The 19,852-nt window shown below is 72.9% G+C and carries 23 protein-coding genes; 17 read left to right on the forward strand and 6 right to left on the reverse strand.

Translation table 11 applies throughout. From position 1 onward, the window contains the following. The first annotated feature begins 17 nt into the window (after positions 1-17). Positions 18-569 (forward strand): GNAT family protein, encoded by a 552-nt coding sequence (locus R2S09_RS28015; protein ID WP_316744027.1) that lies wholly within the window; start codon positions 18-20, stop codon positions 567-569. Here R2S09_RS28015 and R2S09_RS28020 read toward each other — a convergent pair. Further along, positions 541-888: a DUF6204 family protein gene (locus tag R2S09_RS28020; RefSeq protein WP_306188090.1), complete on the reverse strand. Its 348-nt coding sequence runs from the start codon at positions 886-888 to the stop codon at positions 541-543. The two genes, R2S09_RS28015 and R2S09_RS28020, sit on opposite strands and share 29 nt — an antisense overlap. A 184-nt stretch (positions 889-1,072) precedes the next feature. On the opposite strand from R2S09_RS28020, the gene R2S09_RS28025 reads away from it, so the two are divergent. Next, the gene (locus R2S09_RS28025; RefSeq protein ID WP_316744029.1) at positions 1,073-3,037 is read left to right on the forward strand and encodes a DUF5107 domain-containing protein; all 1,965 of its coding nucleotides are present in this window, start codon (positions 1,073-1,075) and stop codon (positions 3,035-3,037) included. 4 nt (positions 3,038-3,041) lie between these two features. On the opposite strand, the gene R2S09_RS28030 is transcribed toward R2S09_RS28025, so the two are convergent. Together R2S09_RS28030 and R2S09_RS28035 are read right to left on the reverse strand one after the other, a co-directional pair. After that, on the reverse strand, positions 3,042-3,407 hold the full coding sequence (locus tag R2S09_RS28030) for a VOC family protein (protein WP_316744031.1): 366 nt from the start codon (positions 3,405-3,407) through the stop codon (positions 3,042-3,044). 82 nt (positions 3,408-3,489) lie between these two features. Further along, the gene (locus R2S09_RS28035) at positions 3,490-4,446 is read right to left on the reverse strand and encodes an LLM class F420-dependent oxidoreductase (protein ID WP_316744032.1); all 957 of its coding nucleotides are present in this window, start codon (positions 4,444-4,446) and stop codon (positions 3,490-3,492) included. Positions 4,447-4,696: 250 nt separating this feature from the next. Between R2S09_RS28035 and R2S09_RS28040 the strand changes: the two genes are divergently transcribed. Genes R2S09_RS28040 through R2S09_RS28100 form a run of 13 tightly spaced genes read left to right on the forward strand, consistent with a single transcriptional unit; the run spans position 4,697 to position 14,629 of the window. Then, complete coding sequence (locus tag R2S09_RS28040; RefSeq protein ID WP_306187858.1) at positions 4,697-6,337, forward strand: NAD(P)/FAD-dependent oxidoreductase; 1,641 nt, start codon at positions 4,697-4,699, stop codon at positions 6,335-6,337. Continuing rightward, positions 6,334-8,181: a transketolase gene (locus R2S09_RS28045; protein ID WP_306187856.1), complete on the forward strand. Its 1,848-nt coding sequence runs from the start codon at positions 6,334-6,336 to the stop codon at positions 8,179-8,181. Before R2S09_RS28040 ends, R2S09_RS28045 begins: the two co-directional genes overlap by 4 nt. Beyond that, positions 8,178-9,149: a non-homologous end-joining DNA ligase gene (ligD, locus tag R2S09_RS28050; RefSeq protein WP_316744034.1), complete on the forward strand. Its 972-nt coding sequence runs from the start codon at positions 8,178-8,180 to the stop codon at positions 9,147-9,149. Before R2S09_RS28045 ends, ligD begins: the two co-directional genes overlap by 4 nt. A gap of 52 nt (positions 9,150-9,201) precedes the next feature. Next, a complete protein-coding gene (locus R2S09_RS28055) occupies positions 9,202-9,642 on the forward strand; it encodes a gas vesicle protein (protein WP_316744036.1) in 441 nt (146 codons plus the stop codon). A 58-nt stretch (positions 9,643-9,700) separates the two neighbouring features. After that, positions 9,701-10,138 carry a gas vesicle structural protein GvpA gene (locus R2S09_RS28060; RefSeq protein ID WP_306187850.1) on the forward strand — a complete coding sequence of 146 codons (438 nt, stop codon included), beginning with the start codon at positions 9,701-9,703 and terminating at the stop codon, positions 10,136-10,138. After that, entirely contained in the window at positions 10,135-10,899 is a 765-nt protein-coding gene (locus R2S09_RS28065; protein WP_316744037.1) for a GvpL/GvpF family gas vesicle protein, read from the forward strand. Before R2S09_RS28060 ends, R2S09_RS28065 begins: the two co-directional genes overlap by 4 nt. A gap of 4 nt (positions 10,900-10,903) precedes the next feature. Further along, a complete protein-coding gene (locus R2S09_RS28070) occupies positions 10,904-11,167 on the forward strand; it encodes a gas vesicle protein GvpG (RefSeq protein WP_306187846.1) in 264 nt (87 codons plus the stop codon). After that, positions 11,164-11,874, forward strand: coding sequence for a DNA primase (locus R2S09_RS28075; protein WP_306187844.1), 711 nt, complete (start codon positions 11,164-11,166; stop codon positions 11,872-11,874). Before R2S09_RS28070 ends, R2S09_RS28075 begins: the two co-directional genes overlap by 4 nt. Beyond that, complete coding sequence (locus R2S09_RS28080; protein WP_306187843.1) at positions 11,871-13,031, forward strand: SRPBCC family protein; 1,161 nt, start codon at positions 11,871-11,873, stop codon at positions 13,029-13,031. Before R2S09_RS28075 ends, R2S09_RS28080 begins: the two co-directional genes overlap by 4 nt. Then, entirely contained in the window at positions 13,028-13,384 is a 357-nt protein-coding gene (locus R2S09_RS28085; protein ID WP_306187841.1) for a gas vesicle protein, read from the forward strand. The genes R2S09_RS28080 and R2S09_RS28085 overlap by 4 nt, the downstream gene beginning before the upstream one ends. After that, positions 13,381-14,157 (forward strand): GvpL/GvpF family gas vesicle protein, encoded by a 777-nt coding sequence (locus R2S09_RS28090; protein WP_316744039.1) that lies wholly within the window; start codon positions 13,381-13,383, stop codon positions 14,155-14,157. Before R2S09_RS28085 ends, R2S09_RS28090 begins: the two co-directional genes overlap by 4 nt. Next, the gene (locus R2S09_RS28095; RefSeq protein WP_306187837.1) at positions 14,154-14,351 is read left to right on the forward strand and encodes a gas vesicle protein; all 198 of its coding nucleotides are present in this window, start codon (positions 14,154-14,156) and stop codon (positions 14,349-14,351) included. Before R2S09_RS28090 ends, R2S09_RS28095 begins: the two co-directional genes overlap by 4 nt. Then, a complete protein-coding gene (locus tag R2S09_RS28100; protein WP_306187836.1) occupies positions 14,348-14,629 on the forward strand; it encodes a gas vesicle protein K in 282 nt (93 codons plus the stop codon). The genes R2S09_RS28095 and R2S09_RS28100 overlap by 4 nt, the downstream gene beginning before the upstream one ends. Positions 14,630-14,661: 32 nt before the next feature. Here the strand turns inward: R2S09_RS28100 and R2S09_RS28105 are convergent, their stop codons facing one another. The 3 genes from R2S09_RS28105 to R2S09_RS28115 all read right to left on the reverse strand — a co-directional run bounded on the left by R2S09_RS28105 (position 14,662) and on the right by R2S09_RS28115 (position 17,345). Further along, positions 14,662-14,832 carry a hypothetical protein gene (locus R2S09_RS28105; protein WP_030170702.1) on the reverse strand — a complete coding sequence of 57 codons (171 nt, stop codon included), beginning with the start codon at positions 14,830-14,832 and terminating at the stop codon, positions 14,662-14,664. A 59-nt stretch (positions 14,833-14,891) separates the two neighbouring features. Then, complete coding sequence (locus tag R2S09_RS28110) at positions 14,892-15,719, reverse strand: class I SAM-dependent methyltransferase (protein WP_306187834.1); 828 nt, start codon at positions 15,717-15,719, stop codon at positions 14,892-14,894. 132 nt (positions 15,720-15,851) lie between these two features. Next, complete coding sequence (locus R2S09_RS28115) at positions 15,852-17,345, reverse strand: phosphatase PAP2 family protein (protein ID WP_316744041.1); 1,494 nt, start codon at positions 17,343-17,345, stop codon at positions 15,852-15,854. 89 nt (positions 17,346-17,434) lie between these two features. Here R2S09_RS28115 and R2S09_RS28120 point away from each other — a divergent pair, with 89 nt between their 5' ends. Together R2S09_RS28120 and R2S09_RS28125 are read left to right on the forward strand one after the other, a co-directional pair. Further along, a complete protein-coding gene (locus tag R2S09_RS28120; protein WP_306187830.1) occupies positions 17,435-18,184 on the forward strand; it encodes a histidine phosphatase family protein in 750 nt (249 codons plus the stop codon). A gap of 42 nt (positions 18,185-18,226) precedes the next feature. Then, positions 18,227-19,846: an ATP-binding cassette domain-containing protein gene (locus R2S09_RS28125; protein ID WP_316744043.1), complete on the forward strand. Its 1,620-nt coding sequence runs from the start codon at positions 18,227-18,229 to the stop codon at positions 19,844-19,846. The last annotated feature ends 6 nt before the right edge of the window (positions 19,847-19,852 follow it).

The following is a 19,852-nucleotide window of genomic DNA, read 5'->3' on the forward strand; positions in this document are numbered from 1 at the left end:
CCGCATAGAGTGGCGAGATGCAGCACACCGCATCCCGCTACCTCGCCGAGGGCCCCCGCGTCGGCATCCGCCACTTCACGCAGGACGACGCCGAGGAGTTCACGGCCCGCGTCAGGGAGAGCCAGGAACTGCACCGCCCATGGCTCTACCCGCCGGCCACGGCCGACGCCTACGCCGCGTACGCGGGACGGCTGACCGACGATCCGGCGCGGGCCGGCTTCCTCGTCTGCGAGAAGGACTCCGGCCGCATCGCCGGATACATCAACATCAACAACATCGTCGAGGGCGCCTTCCAGTCCGGCGCCCTCGGCTACGGCGCCTTCGCGCACGCCGTCGGGCGCGGGCTGATGAAGGAGGCCCTGAACCTCGTCATCGACCACGCCTTCGGGCCCATGGGCCTGCACCGGCTGGAGATCAACGCCCAGCCGGGCAACACCGCCTCCATCGCCCTCGCCCGCTCCTGCGGCTTCCGCCTGGAGGGCTACTCACCCGACATGCTCTACATCGACGGAGCCTGGCGGGACCACGAACGGTGGGCGATCACCGCCGAGATGCGGACTTGCGGTTGATCTTCACGGTGTCGAGGTCGGTGACGGTCGACCTCAGTCCGCGGAATTCGTAGCCGAGGCCGCGCAGAGCCGTCTCGGCGCGGTCCTCCGCGATCGCGGCGGCCATCTCCTCGCCGTCCTCCGCGTCGCTGACCACCACATACCGCATCGAGAAGTGCTTGAGCGGCGACGGCTCGTACGACAGCGAGCCCTCCTCCGTGAACCGCATGCTCGTCATCCCGTGGTCGGCCGCCTCGGCGAGCAGCCGCGCCCGTGCCTGATCGGTCAGCCCGTCCCAGGTACCCCGGACGATCACCCGGTAGGTGTGCCGTTCGCTCATCGCTCTTCCGCGCTCCTCGCTGTCCGCCGGCATGCGGCGCACTCCTCGCCACCCGCGCGCCCGCGCTGCCGAACGACCGACTGTACGTCGCCCGGCCGTGGCCCGCACACAGGTTTTCGACCCGGCGCCTTTGCGCAATCCTGACCGGTGCCGCCCCTGGTCAGCACAGCGGCGACCGGGTTCCATGGTCGTTGTGACGACGATCCGACGTGAGGTACTGACGCTGCCCGCCGCGCCGCTCGGGCCGGACAACCCGCTGCCCGCGCTGCGCCCGCTCGACGAGGTCCACCACATCGAGGAGCGCGACAGGAACGACCTGCCGCACGACATGGCGCGGCAGGTCGGCTACGCCCCGCTGCACAGCCTGCTGCCGGTCCGGGTCCGTGACGGCTACGGCAGAGCGCGCGAGCCGCGCCGGATCGACGCGCTCGTCCTCGAGAACGACCGGCTGCGCGCCACCGTGCTCCCCGGACTCGGCGGCCGCGTCGCCTCCCTCGTGCACAAGCCCACCGGCCGGGAACTCCTCTACCGCAACCCGGTGTTGCAGCCCGCCAACTTCGCCCTCAACGGCGCCTGGTACTCCGGCGGCATCGAGTGGAACATCGGCGCCACCGGCCACACCACCCTCTCCTGCGCGCCCCTGCACGCCGCCCGCGTGCCCGCCCCCGACGGCGGCCAGATGCTGCGCCTGTGGGAGTGGGAACGACTGCGCGACCTGCCTTTCCAGGTCGACCTGTGGCTGCCGGACGGCTCCGACTTCCTGCACGTCGGGGTGCGCATCCGCAACCCGCACGAGCGGCCCGCGCCGACCTACTGGTGGTCCAACATCGCCGTCCCCGAGGAGCGCCGGGTGCTCGCCCCCGCCGAGGAGGCCTGGCACTTCGGCTACGAGCGCCGGCTGCGCCGGGTGCCCGTCCCGGCGTACGACGGCGTCGATCGGACGTACCCCCTCAACAGCACCTACGCCGCAGACTACTTCTACGAGGTGCCCGACGGACGGCGCCGCTGGATCGCCGCCCTCGACGAGTTCGGCGACGGACTGGTGCAGACCTCCACCGACGTGCTGCGCGGCCGCAAGCTGTTCGTCTGGGGCACGGGCCCCGGTGGGCGGCGCTGGCAGCAGTGGCTGACCGAACCCGGCACCGGCGGCTACTGCGAGATCCAGGCCGGTCTCGCCCGCACCCAGCTCGAACACGTACGGCTGGAGGCGGAGAGCGAGGTGGCGTGGCTGGAGTCGTACGGCCCGCTGGACGCGCCGCCGCCGGCGGGGGAGTGGGACACCGCCGTCCGGCAGACCGAGGAACGGCTCGAGGCCGTACTGCCACGCACCGACGTCGAGGCCGCCTACGCCGCCTGGAAGCCGTACGCCGACGCCGAACCGGGCGAGATCCTCGGCACCGGATCCGGCTGGGGCGCGCTCGAAGTGCTGCGCGCCGGCTGGAAGCTGCCGGGCACTCCGTTCCCCGAGTCCACCCTCGGCGAGGCACAGGAACCCTGGCGGGAACTGCTGCACTCCGGCTCCTTCCCCGAACCGCGCCGGGTCCGGCCGCCCGGCGAGTCGCTGGTCGCCCCGCACTGGCGGGACCTGCTGGAGACGGCCCCGGCCGGCCCGCTCACCGAGTACCACCTCGGCGTCGCCCAGTGGCACGCCGGTGACCGGGCGCAGGCGGTGCGCAGCTGGGAACGGGCGCTGGAACCGGCGCCGTCCGTCTGGCCGTTGCTGCGCTGCCTCGCCGTCGCCGACCAGGAGGCCGGCCACCACGAGCGGGCCGCCGACCGCTACGCCGAGGCCTTCGACGACCTGTGCCACGAGCCGCGGGACGACGGCGAGGCATGGACCGCCGCCACCGCGGCGCTCGGCCGGGAGGCGATCGAGGCGCTGCTACGGGCAGGGCGCCCGGCGGACGCGCGCTCGGTGTGGCGGCGGCTGCACCCGGCGACCCGCGAGCGCGGCCGGTTCCGGCTGCTGGAGGCCGAGCTGCTGCTCGCCGAGGGGCGGCGCGCCGAGGCGCGGGCCGTCTTCGACGAGGGCTTCGAGGTCGCCGACCTGCGGGAGGGCGACGAGCGGCTGGGCCGGCTGTGGGACCGGATCGGCGGCGAGGAACTGCCGCAGGCCTACGACTTCCGGATGCGCCCGTCCTCGTCGTGAGGCGTCACGGGGCCGTCGCGGCCCGGCCGCGGCGGTCCACGTACTCGTACACCGCGCCGTCCGGGTGCATGGCGATCAGGTTGCGGCCCACCGGGGACGGGACCGGGCCCGCCACGATGCGGGCGCCGAGTTCGGTCAGGACCCGGTGGGCCTCGTCGACGTCCTCGACGGCGATGGTCGCCGCCACCTTGCGCAGCACCTCCAGCTGCGACTCGGGGCCGCTCATCAGCAGGAAGCAGCCGACGGCGGCCACCTGGACGCCGCCGCGCTCGAAACGGAGGGCTCTGCCGCCGGCCAGGCGTTCGTAGAAGGGGACGGCGGTCTCCAGGTCGTCGACGCAGACACGCAGGCTGGCTCCCAGAATCTCCATGCCGACGAGCCTAGGGGTGTCTCGCCGATCATGCCGGGCTCGCGCCCTGATCGACGAGACACCCCCCTGGCCGGGGCCCGTATCAGCGCGGCAGCTGCGGCAGCACCTTCGTGCGGTAGAAGTCGAAGAAGCCGCGCTGGTCGGCGCCGATCTGGTTGACGTAGACCCGGTCGAAACCCGCGTCGGCGAACTCCTTGAGCGCGGCCACGTGCTGGTCCACGTCGTCACCGCACACCACGTTCTCGCGGATCACGTCCTCGGTGACCAGCGGCTTGAGCTGCTCGAAGTGGCGGGGAACGGACAGCACCTGGCCCATCTCGCCCGGGAGTTGCTCGTTGAACCACAGGTCGTGCACGGTACGGACGCACTCGTCGCGGTCGTGGCCGAAGCACACCTTCGTGCCGCCGCTGACAGGTTTGGTGCCACCGCCGCCCTTGCGGTACCGGGTGACCATCTCCTCGTTCGGCATCATCGTGATGTAGCCGTCGGCCACGCGCGCCGCGAGCGAGGTCGCCTTCGGGCCGAAGCCGGAGATGTCGATCGGCACGGGTTCGCGGGGGACGGTGTACAGACGGGCGTTCTCCACCGTGTAGTACGTGCCGTGGTGGCTGACCTCCTCCCCGGTCAGCAGCCGGCGTATCACCTGCACCGCCTCCTCCAGCATCTCCATCCGCACCTGCGCGGGCGGCCACCGGTCGCCGAGGATGTGCTCGTTGAGCGCCTCGCCGGTGCCGACGCCGAGCCGGAACCGGCCCTCGGTCATCACCGCGCTGGTCGCGGCGGCCTGCGCCACCACGGCCGGGTGGATCCGCATCGTCGGACAGGTCACGGCCGTCTCCACGGGCAGGGACACCGCCTCGGACAGCGCCCCGATCACCGACCACACGAACGGGCTCTGGCCCTGCGCGTCGTTCCAGGGGTGGTAGTGGTCCGAGATCCACAGCGCCTGGAACCCGGCCTGCTCGGCCATCCGCGCCTGCTCGACGAGTTCCGCCGGGCCGTACTGCTCGCACGACAGGTGGTAGCCGTACTCGGGCATGAAGCTCCTCCACGACGGGGGCGGGTCACATCGCGCACCCGAGTACCCTGCCCCACCGACAAAAACCGGCGCCGTGCCTCCCCGGCCGGGGCCGTGACGTTTGGGTAAGGCGGCCGGGGGGACGCGGTTAGGGCCTTTCGTTCGGATCAGGCCGGATCAGGGCGCGGTGCCAGGCGACCGCGAGCCCGGCGTGATCCAGACGAAAGGCCCTAGTTCCGTACGAGCACGCGACAGTGCCGGAGGCGAACCCGTGACTCGACCCCGCATCGTGATCGTCGGTGCCGGTTTCGCCGGTTACCGTGCGGCCCAGACCCTCTCCCGGATGTCCCGGAACAAGGCCGACGTCACCCTGCTGAACCCGACCGACTACTTCCTGTACCTGCCGCTGCTGCCCCAGGTGGCCGCGGCCATCCTGGAGCCGCGCCGGGTCGCCGTCTCCCTCTCCGGCACCCTGCCCGGCGTCCGCCTGGTCCTCGGTGAGGCCGGCGCCGTCGACATGGACGCGCGCACCGTGCACTACACCGACCCCGAGGGCGTCGGCGGGACGCTGGAGTACGACCGGCTGGTGCTGGCCGTGGGCAGCGTGAACAAACTGCTGCCGATCCCCGGCGTCGCCGAGCACGCGCACGGCTTCCGCGGGCTGCCCGAGGCGCTCTACCTGCGCGACCACGTGACCCGCCAGGTGGAGCTCGCCGCTGCCGCCGCCGACCGCGACAGCTGCGCCGCCCGCTGCACCTTCGTCGTCGTCGGGGCCGGCTACACCGGCACGGAGGTCGCCGCGCACGGCAAGATGTACACCGACTCCCAGGTACGCCGGAACCCGCTGCGGCAGGGTATGCGCCCGCGCTGGCTGCTTCTGGACATCGCCGACCGCGTCCTGCCCGAGCTGGACGAGCGGCTCTCCCGCACCGCGGACCGGGTGCTGCGGGAACGGGGCGTCGACGTCCGGATGGGCACCTCCGTGAAGGAGGCCATGCACGACGGTGTGCTCCTGACGGACGGTGAGTTCGTCCCGACCCGCACCCTGGTGTGGTGCGTGGGCGTACGGCCCGACCCGCTCGTGGAGGACACCGGGCACCCACTGGAGCGCGGGCGGCTCGTCGTCGACCCCTACCTCCAGGTGCCGGGGCGGCCCGAGGTGTTCGCGGCGGGCGACGCCGCTGCCGTGCCCGATCTGAACAAGCCCGGCGCGTACACCCCGATGACCGCCCAGCACGCCTGGCGGCACGGCAAGATCGCCGCCATCAACGTCGCCGCCTCGCTCGGCGCCTGCGCGCGGCGCCCCTACCGCCACCGCGACCTGGGGTTCGTCGTGGACCTCGGCGGCACCCAGGCCGCCGCCAACCCGCTCGGCGTCCCGCTCTCCGGTCCGTTGGCCGGCGCCGTCACCCGCGGGTACCACCTCGCGGCGATGCCGGACAACCGGGTACGGGTGGCGTCGGACTGGCTGCTCAACGCCGTACTGCCACGCCAGGCCGTCCAGTTGGGGCTCGTACGGTCCTGGTCGGTGCCGCTGGAGTCCGCCTCCCCGGAGCTCGCCCGGGTGGCCGGCGGGCCGGAGCGGCCGGGGGCGGGAGCGCAGGTGGGGGCCGGAACGGGTCCGGAGGCGGCGGACGCCGCGGACACCGGCTCCCGGGGGGCCGGCGCGTCCGGGGAGCCGGGAGCCACCGAGATCATCGAGAACACCGAGAAGGCCCAGGCGGCGGGCGCCGAGCCCGCGAGGAACCAGCCGGGCGGGGAGCCCGCGAAGAACCAGCCGGGCGGGGAGCCCGCGAAGAACCAGCCGGGCGGGGAGCCCGCCAGGAAGCAGCCCGGTCCCGGACATCACGAACACCATCCCGCCCCCGGCCCGGTCAAGCGTGACGACATCCCTGCGGAAGGAGACTCATGAACACCGCCGAACTCGTCGACCTCGGGCAGCAGTTGCGTGTCGACAGCGTGCGGGCCTCGGCGGCGGCGGGCTCCGGGCACCCCACGTCCTCCATGTCCGCCGCCGATCTGATGGCCGTGCTGCTGGCGAACCACCTCCGCTACGATTTCGACCGGCCGGAGCACCCCGGCAACGACCGCTTCGTGCTGTCCAAGGGGCACGCCTCCCCCCTCCTGTACTCCGCCTACAAGGCGGCCGGCGCGATCGACGACGACGAACTGCTCGGCTTCCGCAAGCTGGGTAGCCGCCTGGAGGGGCACCCCACACCGCAGCGGCTGCCGTGGGTGGAGACCGCCACCGGATCCCTGGGGCAGGGCCTGCCGATCGGCGTCGGCATCGCGCTCGCCGGCAAGCGGCTCGACCACGCCGACTACCGGGTGTGGGTGCTGTGCGGGGACAGCGAGATGGCCGAGGGGTCGATCTGGGAGGCCGCCGAGACCGCCGGGTACGAGCACCTGGACAACCTGATCCTGATCGTCGACGTCAACCGGCTCGGCCAGCGCGGCCCCACCCGGCACGGCCACGACCTGGACGCCTACGCCCGCCGCTTCCGCGCCTTCGACTGGCACACCGTCGAGATCGACGGCCACGACGTGGACGCCGTCGACCGCGCCTACGGCGAGGCGATCTCCACGAAGGGACAGCCCACCGCGATCATCGCCCGCACGCTCAAGGGCAAGGGCGTCAAGGAGTCCGAGGACCGCGAGGGGCTGCACGGCAAGCCGCTCAAGCACGCCGACGAGGCGATCGAGGAACTCGGCGGCGTCCGCGACATCCGGGTCCGCGTGCACGAGCCGCCGTCCGCCCGCGCGCTGCACGCCGTCGGGGACGGCAGCCTCGAACTGCCCCGCTGGGACCGGGGCGAGGAGGTCGCCACCCGCGACGCCTACGGTCAGGCGCTCGCCGCGCTCGGCACCGCGCGCGGCGACGTGGTGGCCCTCGACGGCGAGGTCGGCGACTCCACCCGCTCGGAGTTCTTCCACAAGGAACACCCCGACCGCTACTTCGAGTGCTACATCGCCGAACAGCAGATGATCGCGACGGCGGTCGGCTTCGCCCGGCGCGGCTGGGTGCCGTACGCCTCCACCTTCGCCGCCTTCCTCACCCGGGCCCACGACTTCGTGCGGATGGCCTCCATCAGCGGATCCGGCGTCAACCTCAACGGCTCGCACGCGGGCGTGTCGATCGGGCAGGACGGGCCCAGCCAGATGGGCCTGGAGGACCTGGCGATGATGCGGGCCGTGCACGGCTCGACCGTGCTGTACCCGAGCGACGCCAACCAGGCCGCGAAACTCGTCGCGGAGATGGCCGGCCTGGACGGCATCCGCTATCTGCGCACCTCGCGCGGGGAGAGCCCGGTGATCTACGGTCCGGACGAGGAGTTCCCCGTCGGCGGCAGCAAGGTGCTGCGCTCCTCCGACGCGGACCGGCTGACGATCGTCGCCGCCGGCGTCACCCTGCACGAGGCGCTGGCCGCCGCCGAGGCCCTGGACGGGGAGGGCATCGCGGTCCGCGTGATCGACCTGTACTCCGTCAAGCCCGCCGACCGGGCCACCCTGCGGCAGGCCGCCCAGGACACCGGCTGCCTGCTCACGGTCGAGGACCACCGCGAGGAGGGCGGCCTCGGCGACGCGGTCCTCGAGGCCTTCCTCGACGGGCGCCCGGTGCCGCGCCTGGTCCGGCTCGCCGTCCGTACGATGCCCGGCTCGGCCTCGCCGGCCGAGCAGCTGCACGCGGCCGGCATCGACGCCGAGTCGATCGCGGCCTCCGCCCGGCTGCTGGTGGAGGAGGCGGTGGTGCCGTGAGCGGCGATGCCCGCACGGTACGGGCCGGCCGGCGCACCGTGGAAGTGCACCGGCCGGACAAGGTCCTCTTCCCGGGCGGCGACGGCGGCGACGGCGGTGAGGACGGCGAGGGAAGCGGCAAGGAGGGGGAGCGCGCAACGGAGTACACGAAGGGCGACCTGGTCGACTACTACCGGTCGGTCGCGCGGTATCTGCTGCCGCATCTGCGCGGCCGCCCACTGATGCTGGAGCGGCACCCGGACGGCCTGGACGGGCCGGTGTTCATGCAGAAGAACACCCCGGAGCACTACCCCGACTGGATCACCCGGGCCGAGGTCGCCAAGGAGGGCGGCACGGTCACGCACACCGTCTGCGACGACACCGCCACCCTCGTGTACCTCGCGGACCAGGCCTGTCTGACCCTGCACCGCTGGCTGTCCCACGCGGGCCGCCCCGGCCGGCCGGACCGGATGGTCTTCGACCTCGACCCTTCCGACGACGACTTCGGGCCGGTGCGGGAGGCGGCCCGGCTGCTGGGCGAGCTGCTCGACACACTGGAGCTGCCCTCGGCGCCGATGACGACCGGCTCGCGCGGACTGCACGTGGTCGTGCCCCTTGACGGCCGCCACGGCTTCGACGAGGTGCGGGAGTTCGCCCGGGACGTCGCGGAGCTGATGGCCGCCGCGCATCCCGACCGGCTCACCACGGCCGCCCGCAAGAAGGACCGAGGCGACCGCCTCTACCTCGACGTGCAGCGCAACGCCTACGCCCAGACCGTCGTGGCCCCCTACACCGTCCGCGCGCGGCCCGGCGCGCCCGTCGCCGTACCCCTCTCCTGGGACCAGCTCGACGCCCCGGATCTCGGCCCGCGGCGCTGGACCGTCGCCGACGCCGTCGACCAGGCCCGGACCCGCCCCTGGGCCGGACTGCCCGCCCGCGGCCGTTCCCTGGGCCCGGCACGACGGCGCCTCGACGCACTGCGCGGCTGATGGGCAGGTTTGGCCGAGGAAGCTTCGGCCACACGGAGGGGGAGAGGTGGCCATGGCGAACAAGGACGACACAGCGCACGACGCGGCGCAGGACACCGCGAAGCCGAAGCGTTCGCAGAAATCACAACAACCACAAGAATCACAGGAAGCCCAGGAGCCACGCACCAACGCCAACACCGACGACGACACGCGTGCGAACGACCACCGTGCGGCCCCGCACCGGCCTCGGCCCATGGAGGTGCTGCGCGAGGCACGCGCCCAGTTCGCGGAGCTGACCGGCCTGACGGCCGAGTCCGTGACGACCTTCGAGCAGACGGAGGACGGCTGGTCGCTGGAGGTCGAGGTCCTGGAACTCGCCCGTGTGCCCGACACCATGAGCCTGATGGCGAGCTACCAGGTCGAACTCGACACCGAGGGCCAGCTCACCGGCTACCGGCGCGAGCGCCGCTACGAACGAGGCCGGGCCGACGCGCACCGGTCCGGCGGCCGCTAGGCCGCCCGCAGGCGCGGACGCCACCCATCCCATACTCAGAGAAGGAGGCACGGTCCGCATGACCGTTGTTCCGGCAGCGACCTCCGGCGGTGGAGGCGGCAGCAGCGGCCTCTACGACGTACTGGAACTCGTCCTCGACAGGGGACTGGTGATCGACGCGTTCGTGAGGGTGTCCCTGGTCGGCATCGAGATCCTGAAGATCGACGTACGGGTCGTCGTGGCCAGCGTGGACACGTATCTGCGCTTCGCCGAGGCGTGCAACCGGCTCGATCTGGAGGCGGGCCCCCGCAAGAGCCCGGGTCTGCCCGAGATCGTCGGCGAGGTCACCGAGTCCGGTGCGCGCGGCAAGTCCAAGGGGGCGCTCTCGGGCGCCGCCGAGACCATCTCCGAGGCCTTCAAGCAAGGTCGGGCGGAGCACTCGGGCGAGGGCGAGGGCGAGGCCCGGCCGCGGCCCCGTAAGGCCACGTCGTCGCGCAGGAGGGAGGAGCAGGAGTGAGCACGTACGTCTACGGGATCATGGCCGCCTCGCACCCTTCGCCGCCGCAGGGCACGGCCGGTGTCGGTGAGCGACCGGTCCGCGTGCTGAAGGCGGACGAACTGGCAGCCGTGGTCAGCGACGCCCCCGAGGAGCTGCGGCCCAAGCGCAGGGACCTGCTCGCCCACCAGAACGTGCTCAGTGAGGCCGGTGCCGAGGGCTGCGTGCTGCCCATGCGCTTCGGCAGCGTCGCCCCGGACGACGCCACCGTCACCGGGGTGCTCACCGAACGCGCCGAGCACTACACCGAACGCCTGCGGGCGCTGGACGGCAAGGTCGAGTACAACGTCAAGGCCGGCCATGTCGAGGAGGCCGTACTGCATCGCGTGATGGCCGAGAACCCGGACATCAGGGCGCAGGCCGAAGCCAACCGGCTAGCGGGTGGCGGCAGTTACGACGACAGGCTCCGGCTCGGCGAGATGGTCGCCGGCGCGGTCAAGGCCCGCGAGGCCGAGGACGGCGCCCAGGTGGTGCGCGCGCTGACGCCCGCGGCCGCCGCGGTCAGCTCGGGCCCGGAGTCCACCGGATGGCTGGTGAACGCGTCTTTCCTGGTGGGCAGGGAGGCGGCGGCGCGGTTCCTGGACGCCGCCGAGCAGGTCCGCAGGGACATGCCCCACCTGGAACTGCGAGTGAACGGGCCGCTGCCGCCCTACAGCTTCGTCGAGCCCGGCCCGTCCGAGCCGGCGGCCAGCACGGCGGGAGCCGACGTGGGAACGGGATGACGCCATGGGACTGATCTCGGAAGTGCTGCTGCTGCCGTTCGCCCCCGCACGTGGCAGCGGCTGGGTGATCAAGCAGGTGCTGCGCGAGGCGGAGCGCGTCTACTACGACCCGGCCACCGTCCAGGCCGAACTCGCACGGCTGGAGGAGCGGCTGGAAGCGGGCGAGATCACCGAGGAGGAATTCGACCGCCAGGAGGACGAGCTTCTGGACCGGCTGGCGGTCGGCATGCGCGGGGGACCGGGAACAGGTGAGGGGACGGCACGATGAACAGGATGGGACTCGGCCTCGCGGTAGGGGCCGGATACCTGTTGGGACGTACGAGGAAACTGAAGCTGGCCGTCGCCGTGGGCAGCCTGGCGGCGGGAAAGAAGCTGAACCTCGGCCCGCGCGCGGTGGCGGACCTGGTCAACCAGCAGCTGAAGGACAACCCCCAGTTCAAGGAGATCGGCGACCAGCTGCGGCAGGATCTGCGGGGCGTCGGCAAGGCCGCCTCCGGCGCCATGGTCGAACGGCAGATGACCACGCTCGCCGACCGGCTGCACGGCCGTACCGCACAGGTCCGCGACCAGCTGGCCGGCGCCGTGCCCGACACCGGCGGCGGGAAGCGGCGCGGCGGTGAGCGGGCGGCCCGGGAACGCGGGAGCGAGGACGAGCACGAGGAAGGGTACGAGGCGGAGTACGACGACGAGTACGACGACCGGGAGGGCCGCGAGGCCGACGAGGAAGCTGAGGCCACCGGTGAGTCCGGCGAGGCCGATGAGTCCGGCGGGCCGCGGCGGCAGCGCGCGCGGAAGGCTCCGGTGAAGGAGACCGCCCAGAAGGCCCGGGCCCGCGCGCCGGGCAGGAAGCCGGCGAAGAAGGCCCCGGCCCGTGAGACGGGCGGGAAGAAGCCGGCCGCGAAGGAGAGGGCCGCGGCCGGCGGCGCGAGCCGCTCCGCGCGGTCCGGGAACTCGAAGGGCGGCGGTGACCGATGACCGAGACCCTCGGCTCCGCGAGGAACGCAACCAGCCGTGCGGCCGGCGCGGCGACCAAGGAGACCCCGCTGGCCGCACTGGCCCACAGCGAGGCCGCCGACCGGCTCAAGGCGGAGGCGCAGGAGTACGTCGCCGCCCAGGCCGAGCGGCTGCTGGCCGGCTTCGGCCACAAGCTCGGCGACGCCACCGGCAAACTGAACGACATCGCCGAGGGCAACAGCCCGGGCTTCGCCCGGCTCGCCCTCGACGCCGGCCGCAAGCTCGCCGAGGGCAAGGGTCCGGTGCGCTCCGTGCTGGAGCTCGGCGCCTCGCGCGCCAAGGACAACGTCATGGGCGCGCTGAAAGGCCTCGGCGGCGGCAAGGGCAAGCGCAAGGGCCGCGGCGGCAACAAGCCCACCGTCATCATCGAGTACATCGATGTCGGTGTGCCGCTGCGCACCGCATACGACCAGTGGACCCAGTTCCAGGACTTCAGCACCTTCGCCAAGGGCGTCAAGAGCGCGAGCCGCGCCGACGACACCACGTCCGACTGGCAGGCGAAGATCTGGTGGTCCAGCCGTAGTTGGAAGGCCACGACGACCGAGCAGATACCGGACTACCGCATCCAGTGGACGTCGGAGGGCGCGAAGGGCAGCACGAAGGGCGTCGTCTCCTTCCACCGGCTGGAGGAGAACCTCACCCGCGTCCTGCTGGTCATTGAGTACTACCCCAGCGGCTTCTTCGAGAAGACCGGCAACATCTGGCGCGCCCAGGGGCGCCGGGTCCGCCTCGACCTGAAGCACTTCGCCCGCTTCATCACCCTCAAGGGAGAGGCGGAGGACAGCTGGCGCGGGGAGATCCGCGACGGCGAGGTCGTCCGCAGCCACGACGACGCGGTCGCCGAGGAGGAGCGGGAGCACGAGGAAGAAGGCCAGGAAGAGGACCGGGAAGACGGCGAGTACGAGGAAGACGAGGACGAGGGAGAAGAGGAAGAGGACGAAGGCGAAGAGGACGACGAGGACGACGAGGACGAGGACGAAGAGCAGGAGGAGGGCAGGGGCCGCGGGACGTACGCGGACGACGATTATCCCGAGGACGAGGACGAGGACGAGGACGACGGCGAGGGCGACGAGGAGTACGAGGAAGAGGAGTACGCCGAGGGCGGGAGCCGCCGATGACGACGCCGAGCCGGCTGCCCGAGCCGTACGGCCCGAGCAGTGGCGCCAACCTCGCCGACATCCTCGAACGGGTGCTCGACAAGGGAATCGTCATCGCGGGCGACATCCGGATCAACCTGCTCGACATCGAACTGCTCACCGTCAAGCTCCGGCTCATCGTCGCCTCGGTCGACAAGGCCAAGGAGATGGGCATCGACTGGTGGGAGAGCGACCCGGCGCTCTCCTCCCGGGCCCGCCGTGACGAACTCGCCAGGGAGAACGCCGAGTTGCGCGAGCGGCTGGCCCGGCTGGAGGAACTGGAGCAGGGCACCGGCCGTAGCCGCGGCCGCACCCACCCGAAGGAGGCATCATGACCGGACTGCGGTACGTCTACGCCGTCTGCCGCCCCCTCGGCGCGCCCCTCCAGGCCCAGCTGACCGGCGTCGTCGGCGCGCCGGTCAAGCAGCTGCCCCACCACGGCCTGATCGCCGTCGTCAGCGAGGTGCCGGAACGGGACTTCGCCGAGGAGCCGCTGCGCGCGCATCTGGAGGACCTGGACTGGCTCTCCGCCACCGCCCGCGCCCACCAGGGGGTGGTCGACGCGCTCACCGTCGTCACCACCCCGCTGCCGCTGCGGATGGCCACCGTCTTCCGGGACGACAGCGGGGTGCGCACCATGATCGAGTCCTGTGAGGAGCACTTCCGCGCCACCCTGGACCGGCTCCAGGGGCGTGTGGAGTGGGGGGTCAAGATCTATCTGGAGGCCGAGCCGCCGCAGGAGGCGGCGGCCCCGGAGCCCGAGCCGAAGGCCGCGTCCGGGCGGGACTATCTGCGCCGCCGGCGGCAGCAGACGATGGCCCGTGAGGACGTGTGGGAGAAGGCGGAGGCGTTCGCGACCCGGCTGCACGAGAAGCTCTCCGCGTTCGCCGAGGACTCCCGGCTGCACGCGCCGCAGAACGCCGCCCTTTCCGGCACCGCCGGACGCAATGTGCTCAACGCCGCCTACCTCGTGCCGCGCGCCCATTCCGAGGAGTTCGTGGAGGTCGTGGACCGGACGAAGGACGACGCCCCCGGGTTGCGCGTGGAGTTGACCGGGCCCTGGGCGGCGTACTCCTTCGCGGGGGAGCTGCCGCAGGAGGGGACATGACGGTCGTCGAACGCCGGGAGATCGCCCTGGTCGACCTGCTCGACCGGCTGCTGGCCGGCGGGGTCGTCATCACCGGGGACGTCACCCTGCGCATCGCGGACGTCGACCTCGTGCGGATCGACCTGAACGCCCTGATCAGCTCGGTGAACCGGCAGGTGCCGTCCCCCTTCGAGATCCCGGAGGTGCCGTCGTGACCCCGCGCAGGCGTGTGGACCTGGAACCCGACACGGTGGAGCGCGACCTCGTCAAGCTGGTGCTGACGGTCGTGGAGCTGCTGCGCCAGCTCATGGAGCGCCAGGCGCTGCGCCGTTTCGACGAGGGCGACCTGACCGAGGAGCAGGAGGAGCGGATCGGACTGACGCTGATGCTCCTGGAGGACCGCATGGCGGAGCTGCGTGACCGCTACGGGCTGCGGCCCGAGGACCTCAATCTGGACCTCGGGCCGCTGGGACCGCTGCTTCCCCGGGAATGACACATGCATCCCCGGGGATGACGTACGCCGGGCTACCACCTGTACCAGCGAGCCCGGCCTCCGCCTGCGGCCGTCCCATGGATCAGGAAGCCCAGCAGCCAGACGACGAGCACCGCCAACGCGATCCACCAGAGCACCTTCACCGCGAATCCGACCCCGAAGAGAACCAGCGCCAGAAGCAGTACGAGCAGAATGGGAACCATGATGACCTCCTGCTCTCCGGGTGTCCCGAAAACGGGACATCATTCCGGTGGGCCGGACGTCAGTCGTCCTTGCGGCACAGAATTTCCCCATGCAGTACGGCGAACCAGCCGTCCTCCCGCTCCCCCCACTCCCGCCACGCCCGTGACACGGCCCGCAGCCGCTCCTCGGTCGCGTGGCCGCCCCCGGTGGCGCGCTCGGCGTACGCCGACGCCAGGGTGCGGTCGGCCCACAGCCCGCTCCACCACTCGCGCTCGGCCGGGGTCGCGTACGTCCAGGTGCTGGACGTGGCCGTGACGGCTGCTTCCGTGAAGCCCGCGGCCAGCGCCCACGAGCGCAGCCGGCGCCCCGCGTCGGGCTCGCCGCCGTTGGCGCGGGCCACCCGCTCGTACAGGTCCAGCCAGTCGTCCAGGCCCGGTGCTTCGGGGTACCAGGTCATCGCCGCGTAGTCCGCGTCCCGCACGGCGACGAAGCCGCCCGGCTTCGTCACCCGCCGCATCTCGCGCAGCGCCCGCACGGGATCGCCCACGTGCTGCAGCACCTGGTGGGCGTGGACCACGCAGAACGTGTCGTCCGGGTAGTCCAGGGCGTGCACGTCCGCGACCGCGAAGTCGACGTTGCCCAGCCCGCGGCCTGCGGCCGTGGCGCGGGCCTGCTCCAGGATGCCGGGCGCCCGGTCGACACCCGTGACATGCCCGTCGGGCACCAGTTCCGCCAGGTCCGCGGTGATGGTGCCAGGCCCGCAGCCGATGTCCAGGATCTTCATGTGGGGCTTCAGCGAGCCGAGCAGGTAGGCCGCCGAGTTGGCGGCGGTGCGCCAGGTGTGCGAGCGCAGCACGGACTCGTGGTGGCCGTGCGTGTAGACGGCCGTCTCCCGCGGTTTCGGCATGGCTGTACCCCTTCTCGTCACCTGGCCCCGCACGGGCCCGCGGCCCCGGGGCGGTACGGATCACGGTACGCGCGTATGTCGAATGTTGAGACCCTCGTTTCGAAATGTGGACCGACGGGTGATCGCGGGCGATCAGCCGGACGGCAGCGGCCGGTACACCGTCAGCGCCTCCGGCAGCTTCTCCAGCCGGACCTCGCCCTCCACCTCCGTGACCTCGCCGTCGTAGGCGAGGAGGGTGCCGGGCGCCAGGCCGGTCAGTCGCAGCCGGCCCACCTGGACGGCCGCGTGCGCCGGGGAGCGGGTGAGCGGGCCCGCGAGGGCCGCGGACAGCAGCCGCAGGGCCGGCCTGCGGCCACCGTGCACGACCCGCACGTCGAGCACCCCGTCCGCCAGGTCCAGCCGGCGGCCCGGCGCGAGGCCCATGCGGTGGTAGGTGCCGTTGCCGGCGAACAGCAGCCACAGCGGGCGGCGGCGCCCCTGGAACTCCGCCTCCAGCGGATGGCGGTCCGCGCGCAGCACCCGCAGCGCCGCCAGCACCCCGGCCGGCCAGCCGCCGATCCGGTCGGCCCAGCGCTCGCGCTCGCGCACCAGCTCCGGGTACACCCCCAGGCTGAAGGTGTTGAGGAAGACGCCCTGCCCGCGCCCGGAGCTGAAGCGGCCCACGTCCACCCGCACGCCCTCGCCCCGTTCCAGGGCCCCGGCCAGGTCCCGCACGTCCTCCACGCCCAGGTCGTAGGCGAAGTGGTTGAGGGTGCCGCCGGGCAGCACGGCGAGCGGCAGGCCGTGCCGCAGGGCGGCCCGCGCGGCCGTGTTCACGGTGCCGTCGCCGCCGCACACCCCGAGCACCCGGGCCCGGCCGGCCGCCTTCTCCGCCTCGGCGGGGAAGTCCTCCGGCTCGCACACGACGACCTCCGCCTCCGGCAGCGCGTCGCGCAGCGCCCGGGCCCGGTCCGCGGTGCCGGAGGCGTTGTTCGTGACGAGGACCAGGCCCTCGCCCCCGGGCAGCGCGGGCACGGCGGCCCGCGGCCGGGCGGGCGCCGCGATCTGCGCGCGCGTCGGCACCAGGCCCCGTACGGCGAACGCGGCTCCCGCGCCGAGCGCCGCGCCCGCCAGCACGTCGCTCGGGAAGTGGACGCCGGTGTAGACGCGGGAGACCGCCACCGAGAAGGCCACCGGTGCCACGGCCGCGCCCCAGCCCGCGGACTCCAGGGCGACGCCGGTGGCGAAGGCGGAGGCGGAGGCCGCGTGGCCAGACGGGAAGGACGTCGTGATCGGCTGCCGCTGGAGCCGGCGCACATGCGGCACCGGGTCCAGCAGGGGCCGGGGGCGGCGCACCGAGCGCTTGCCGAGCGTGTTGATGGTCAGCGACGCCAGGCCGAGGGAGGCCAGGCCGCGGGCCGCGGCCCGGCGGGCGCGCGGCGTCCGGCTCGCCGCGATCGCCGCCGCGGCCGCGAACCACAGCACGCCGTGGTTCGCGCTCCGGCTCAGCCGGGGCAGCACGGGCCCGGCGCCGGGCCAGTGGCGTTCGGCCGCGACCTGGAACAACCGGGAGTCCAGGGCGAGCAGTCGTGTCAGGGTGGCGTGGGCGCCGGTTCGCGGGGCGGTGAGGTCGACATCTGGGCTCATACCGGCACCGTTACCCTGAAGTGGCCGTTTCCTGCGCGCGAAGGCGCGCGGGACGGCGCCACCGCCCCCCTTCCGTTCCGGGAACCCGTATGCGCCTGCTCCTCGTACGCCACGGCGAGACCCCGTCCAACCTGGCCTCCCTGCTGGACACGGCCGTACCGGGACCGGGCCTGACCGAGCTCGGCCGGCGGCAGGCCGCCGCGCTGCCCGAGGCGCTGGCCGATGAGGACATCGAGGCCGTCTACGCCTCCACCCTGGTCCGCACCCAGCTCACCGCCGCGCCGCTGGCCGCCGCCCGCGGGCTCGAGGTGATCGTCCGGGACGGCATCCGCGAGCTGTCCGCCGGCGGGCTGGAGGGGGAGCCCGGCGACTCCGAGCGCGGCCGGGTCTACCTGCGGACGTTCCTGGCCTGGGCCGCCGGGGACCGCGAACGCCGGATGCCCGGACCGGGCGGCGAGACCGGGACCGAGGCACTGGCACGGTTCGACGCGGTCGTCGAGGAGGCCGCCCGCAGCGGGGCCGGGACGGTCGCCATGGTCAGCCACGGCGCGGCCGTCCGCCTGTGGAGCGCGGTCCGCGCCCACAACCTCGACGCCGGCTTCGCCGCCGCCCACCCGCTGCGGAACACGGGCGTGGTGATCCTGGAGGGCTCGCCCGCCGACGGCTGGAAGGCCCTGTCCTGGGCCGGCGCCCTCGTGTCCCCCGCCCGGGAGGGCGGTCCGGCGGGCCAGCCCGTGGACACCGCGTACGACACCCGGCTCGACACCCCGCCGGACACCTCACCCGGCATCCGGCCCGGCGCCCCGTACGGCCACGACGTCCCCTACGGCGCCGAATAAGCGTTTGCCGGGATCCCGGGGGCCCCGTCAGAATGCCGGACCATGGGACATCTGGAAGCCGCGCACCTGGAGTACTACCTCCCCGACGGGAGGGCGCTGCTCGGCGATGTGTCCTTCCGGGTGGGTGAAGGCGCCGCGGTGGCGCTCGTCGGTCCCAACGGTGCCGGCAAGACCACCCTGCTCCGACTGATCTCCGGCGAGCTGAAACCGCACGGCGGCACCGTCACCGTCAGCGGCGGGCTGGGCGTGATGCGGCAGTTCGTGGGGTCGGTGCGGGACGAGACGACCGTACGCGACCTGCTCGTCTCCGTCGCCCCGCCACGGATCCGGCAGGCCGCGCGGGCCGTCGACGCGGCCGAGCACGCCATCATGAAGGTCGACGACGAGGCCGCCCAGCTCCGCTACGCGCAGGCCCTCGCCGACTGGGCCGAGGTGCGCGGCTACGAGGCCGAGACGCTGTGGGACATGTGCACCACGGCCGCGCTCGGGGTGCCCTACGACAAGGCGCAGTGGCGCCAGGTGCGCACCCTGTCCGGCGGCGAGCAGAAGCGGCTGGTGCTGGAGGCGCTGCTGCGCGGCACCGACGAGGTGCTGCTGCTCGACGAGCCGGACAACTACCTCGACGTGCCCGGCAAGCGCTGGCTGGAGGAGCGGCTGCGCGAGACCCGCAAGACCGTCCTCTTCGTCTCCCACGACCGGGAGCTCCTCTCCCGCGCCGCCGAGAAGATCGTCTCCGTGGAACCCGGCCCGGCCGGTGCCGACGCCTGGGTGCACGGCGGCGGCTTCGCCACCTACCACGAGGCCCGGCGCGAACGCTTCGCCCGCTTCGAGGAGTTGCGCAGACGCTGGGACGAGAAGCACGCGCAGCTGAAGAAGCTGGTGCTGAACCTCCGCCAGGCCGCCTCCGTCAGCCACGAGATGGCCTCCCGTTACCACGCCGCACAGACCCGGCTGCGCAAGTTCGAGGAGATCGGCCCGCCGCCCGAGCCGCCGCGCGAGCAGGACATCCGGATGCGGCTGAAGGGCGGCCGCACCGGCGTACGGGCCGTCACCTGCCAGAACCTGGAACTGACCGGCCTGATGAAACCCTTCGACCTGGAGGTCTTCTACGGCGAACGGGTGGCCGTCCTCGGCTCCAACGGCTCCGGCAAGTCGCACTTCCTGCGGCTGCTGGCCGGCGGGGACGTGGCGCACACCGGCAGCTGGAAGCTCGGTGCGCGGGTGGTGCCCGGCCACTTCGCCCAGACCCACGCGCACCCCGAACTCCAGGGCCGCACCCTGCTGGACATCCTGTGGAAGGAGCACTCCCAGGACCGGGGCGCCGCCATGTCCCGGCTGCGCCGCTACGAGCTGACCGGCCAGGCCGAACAGGCCTTCGACCGGCTCTCCGGCGGCCAGCAGGCCCGGTTCCAGATCCTGCTGCTGGAACTGGAGGGGGCCACGGCCCTGCTCCTGGACGAGCCCACCGACAACCTCGACCTGGAGTCCGCCGAGGCGCTCCAGGAGGGCCTGGAGGCGTTCGAGGGCACCGTCCTCGCGGTCACCCACGACCGCTGGTTCGCCCGCTCCTTCGACCGCCACCTCGTCTTCGGCAGTGACGGCAGGGTCCGCGAGACCCCCGAGCCGGTCTGGGACGAACGCCGGGTGGAGCGGGCGCGGTAGCGCCTG

This window comes from Streptomyces sp. MK7, assembly GCF_032658145.1.
GTDB classification, from domain to species: domain Bacteria; phylum Actinomycetota; class Actinomycetes; order Streptomycetales; family Streptomycetaceae; genus Streptomyces; species Streptomyces spiralis.

Bases quoted from the DNA above. Each gene is read 5' to 3' on its own strand.
- R2S09_RS28015 (WP_316744027.1), top strand. From the start codon at position 18: ATGCAGCACACCGCATCCCGCTACCTCGCCGAGGGCCCCCGCGTCGGC.
- R2S09_RS28020 (WP_306188090.1), bottom strand. From the start codon at position 888: ATGAGCGAACGGCACACCTACCGGGTGATCGTCCGGGGTACCTGGGAC.
- R2S09_RS28025 (WP_316744029.1), top strand. From the start codon at position 1,073: ATGGTCGTTGTGACGACGATCCGACGTGAGGTACTGACGCTGCCCGCC.
- R2S09_RS28030 (WP_316744031.1), bottom strand. From the start codon at position 3,407: ATGGAGATTCTGGGAGCCAGCCTGCGTGTCTGCGTCGACGACCTGGAG.
- R2S09_RS28035 (WP_316744032.1), bottom strand. From the start codon at position 4,446: ATGCCCGAGTACGGCTACCACCTGTCGTGCGAGCAGTACGGCCCGGCG.
- R2S09_RS28045 (WP_306187856.1), top strand. From the start codon at position 6,334: ATGAACACCGCCGAACTCGTCGACCTCGGGCAGCAGTTGCGTGTCGAC.
- R2S09_RS28055 (WP_316744036.1), top strand. From the start codon at position 9,202: ATGGCGAACAAGGACGACACAGCGCACGACGCGGCGCAGGACACCGCG.
- R2S09_RS28060 (WP_306187850.1), top strand. From the start codon at position 9,701: ATGACCGTTGTTCCGGCAGCGACCTCCGGCGGTGGAGGCGGCAGCAGC.
- R2S09_RS28070 (WP_306187846.1), top strand. From the start codon at position 10,904: ATGGGACTGATCTCGGAAGTGCTGCTGCTGCCGTTCGCCCCCGCACGT.
- R2S09_RS28075 (WP_306187844.1), top strand. From the start codon at position 11,164: ATGAACAGGATGGGACTCGGCCTCGCGGTAGGGGCCGGATACCTGTTG.
- R2S09_RS28080 (WP_306187843.1), top strand. From the start codon at position 11,871: ATGACCGAGACCCTCGGCTCCGCGAGGAACGCAACCAGCCGTGCGGCC.
- R2S09_RS28085 (WP_306187841.1), top strand. From the start codon at position 13,028: ATGACGACGCCGAGCCGGCTGCCCGAGCCGTACGGCCCGAGCAGTGGC.
- R2S09_RS28090 (WP_316744039.1), top strand. From the start codon at position 13,381: ATGACCGGACTGCGGTACGTCTACGCCGTCTGCCGCCCCCTCGGCGCG.
- R2S09_RS28095 (WP_306187837.1), top strand. From the start codon at position 14,154: ATGACGGTCGTCGAACGCCGGGAGATCGCCCTGGTCGACCTGCTCGAC.
- R2S09_RS28105 (WP_030170702.1), bottom strand. From the start codon at position 14,832: ATGGTTCCCATTCTGCTCGTACTGCTTCTGGCGCTGGTTCTCTTCGGG.
- R2S09_RS28110 (WP_306187834.1), bottom strand. From the start codon at position 15,719: ATGCCGAAACCGCGGGAGACGGCCGTCTACACGCACGGCCACCACGAG.
- R2S09_RS28115 (WP_316744041.1), bottom strand. From the start codon at position 17,345: ATGAGCCCAGATGTCGACCTCACCGCCCCGCGAACCGGCGCCCACGCC.
- R2S09_RS28120 (WP_306187830.1), top strand. From the start codon at position 17,435: ATGCGCCTGCTCCTCGTACGCCACGGCGAGACCCCGTCCAACCTGGCC.
- R2S09_RS28125 (WP_316744043.1), top strand. From the start codon at position 18,227: ATGGGACATCTGGAAGCCGCGCACCTGGAGTACTACCTCCCCGACGGG.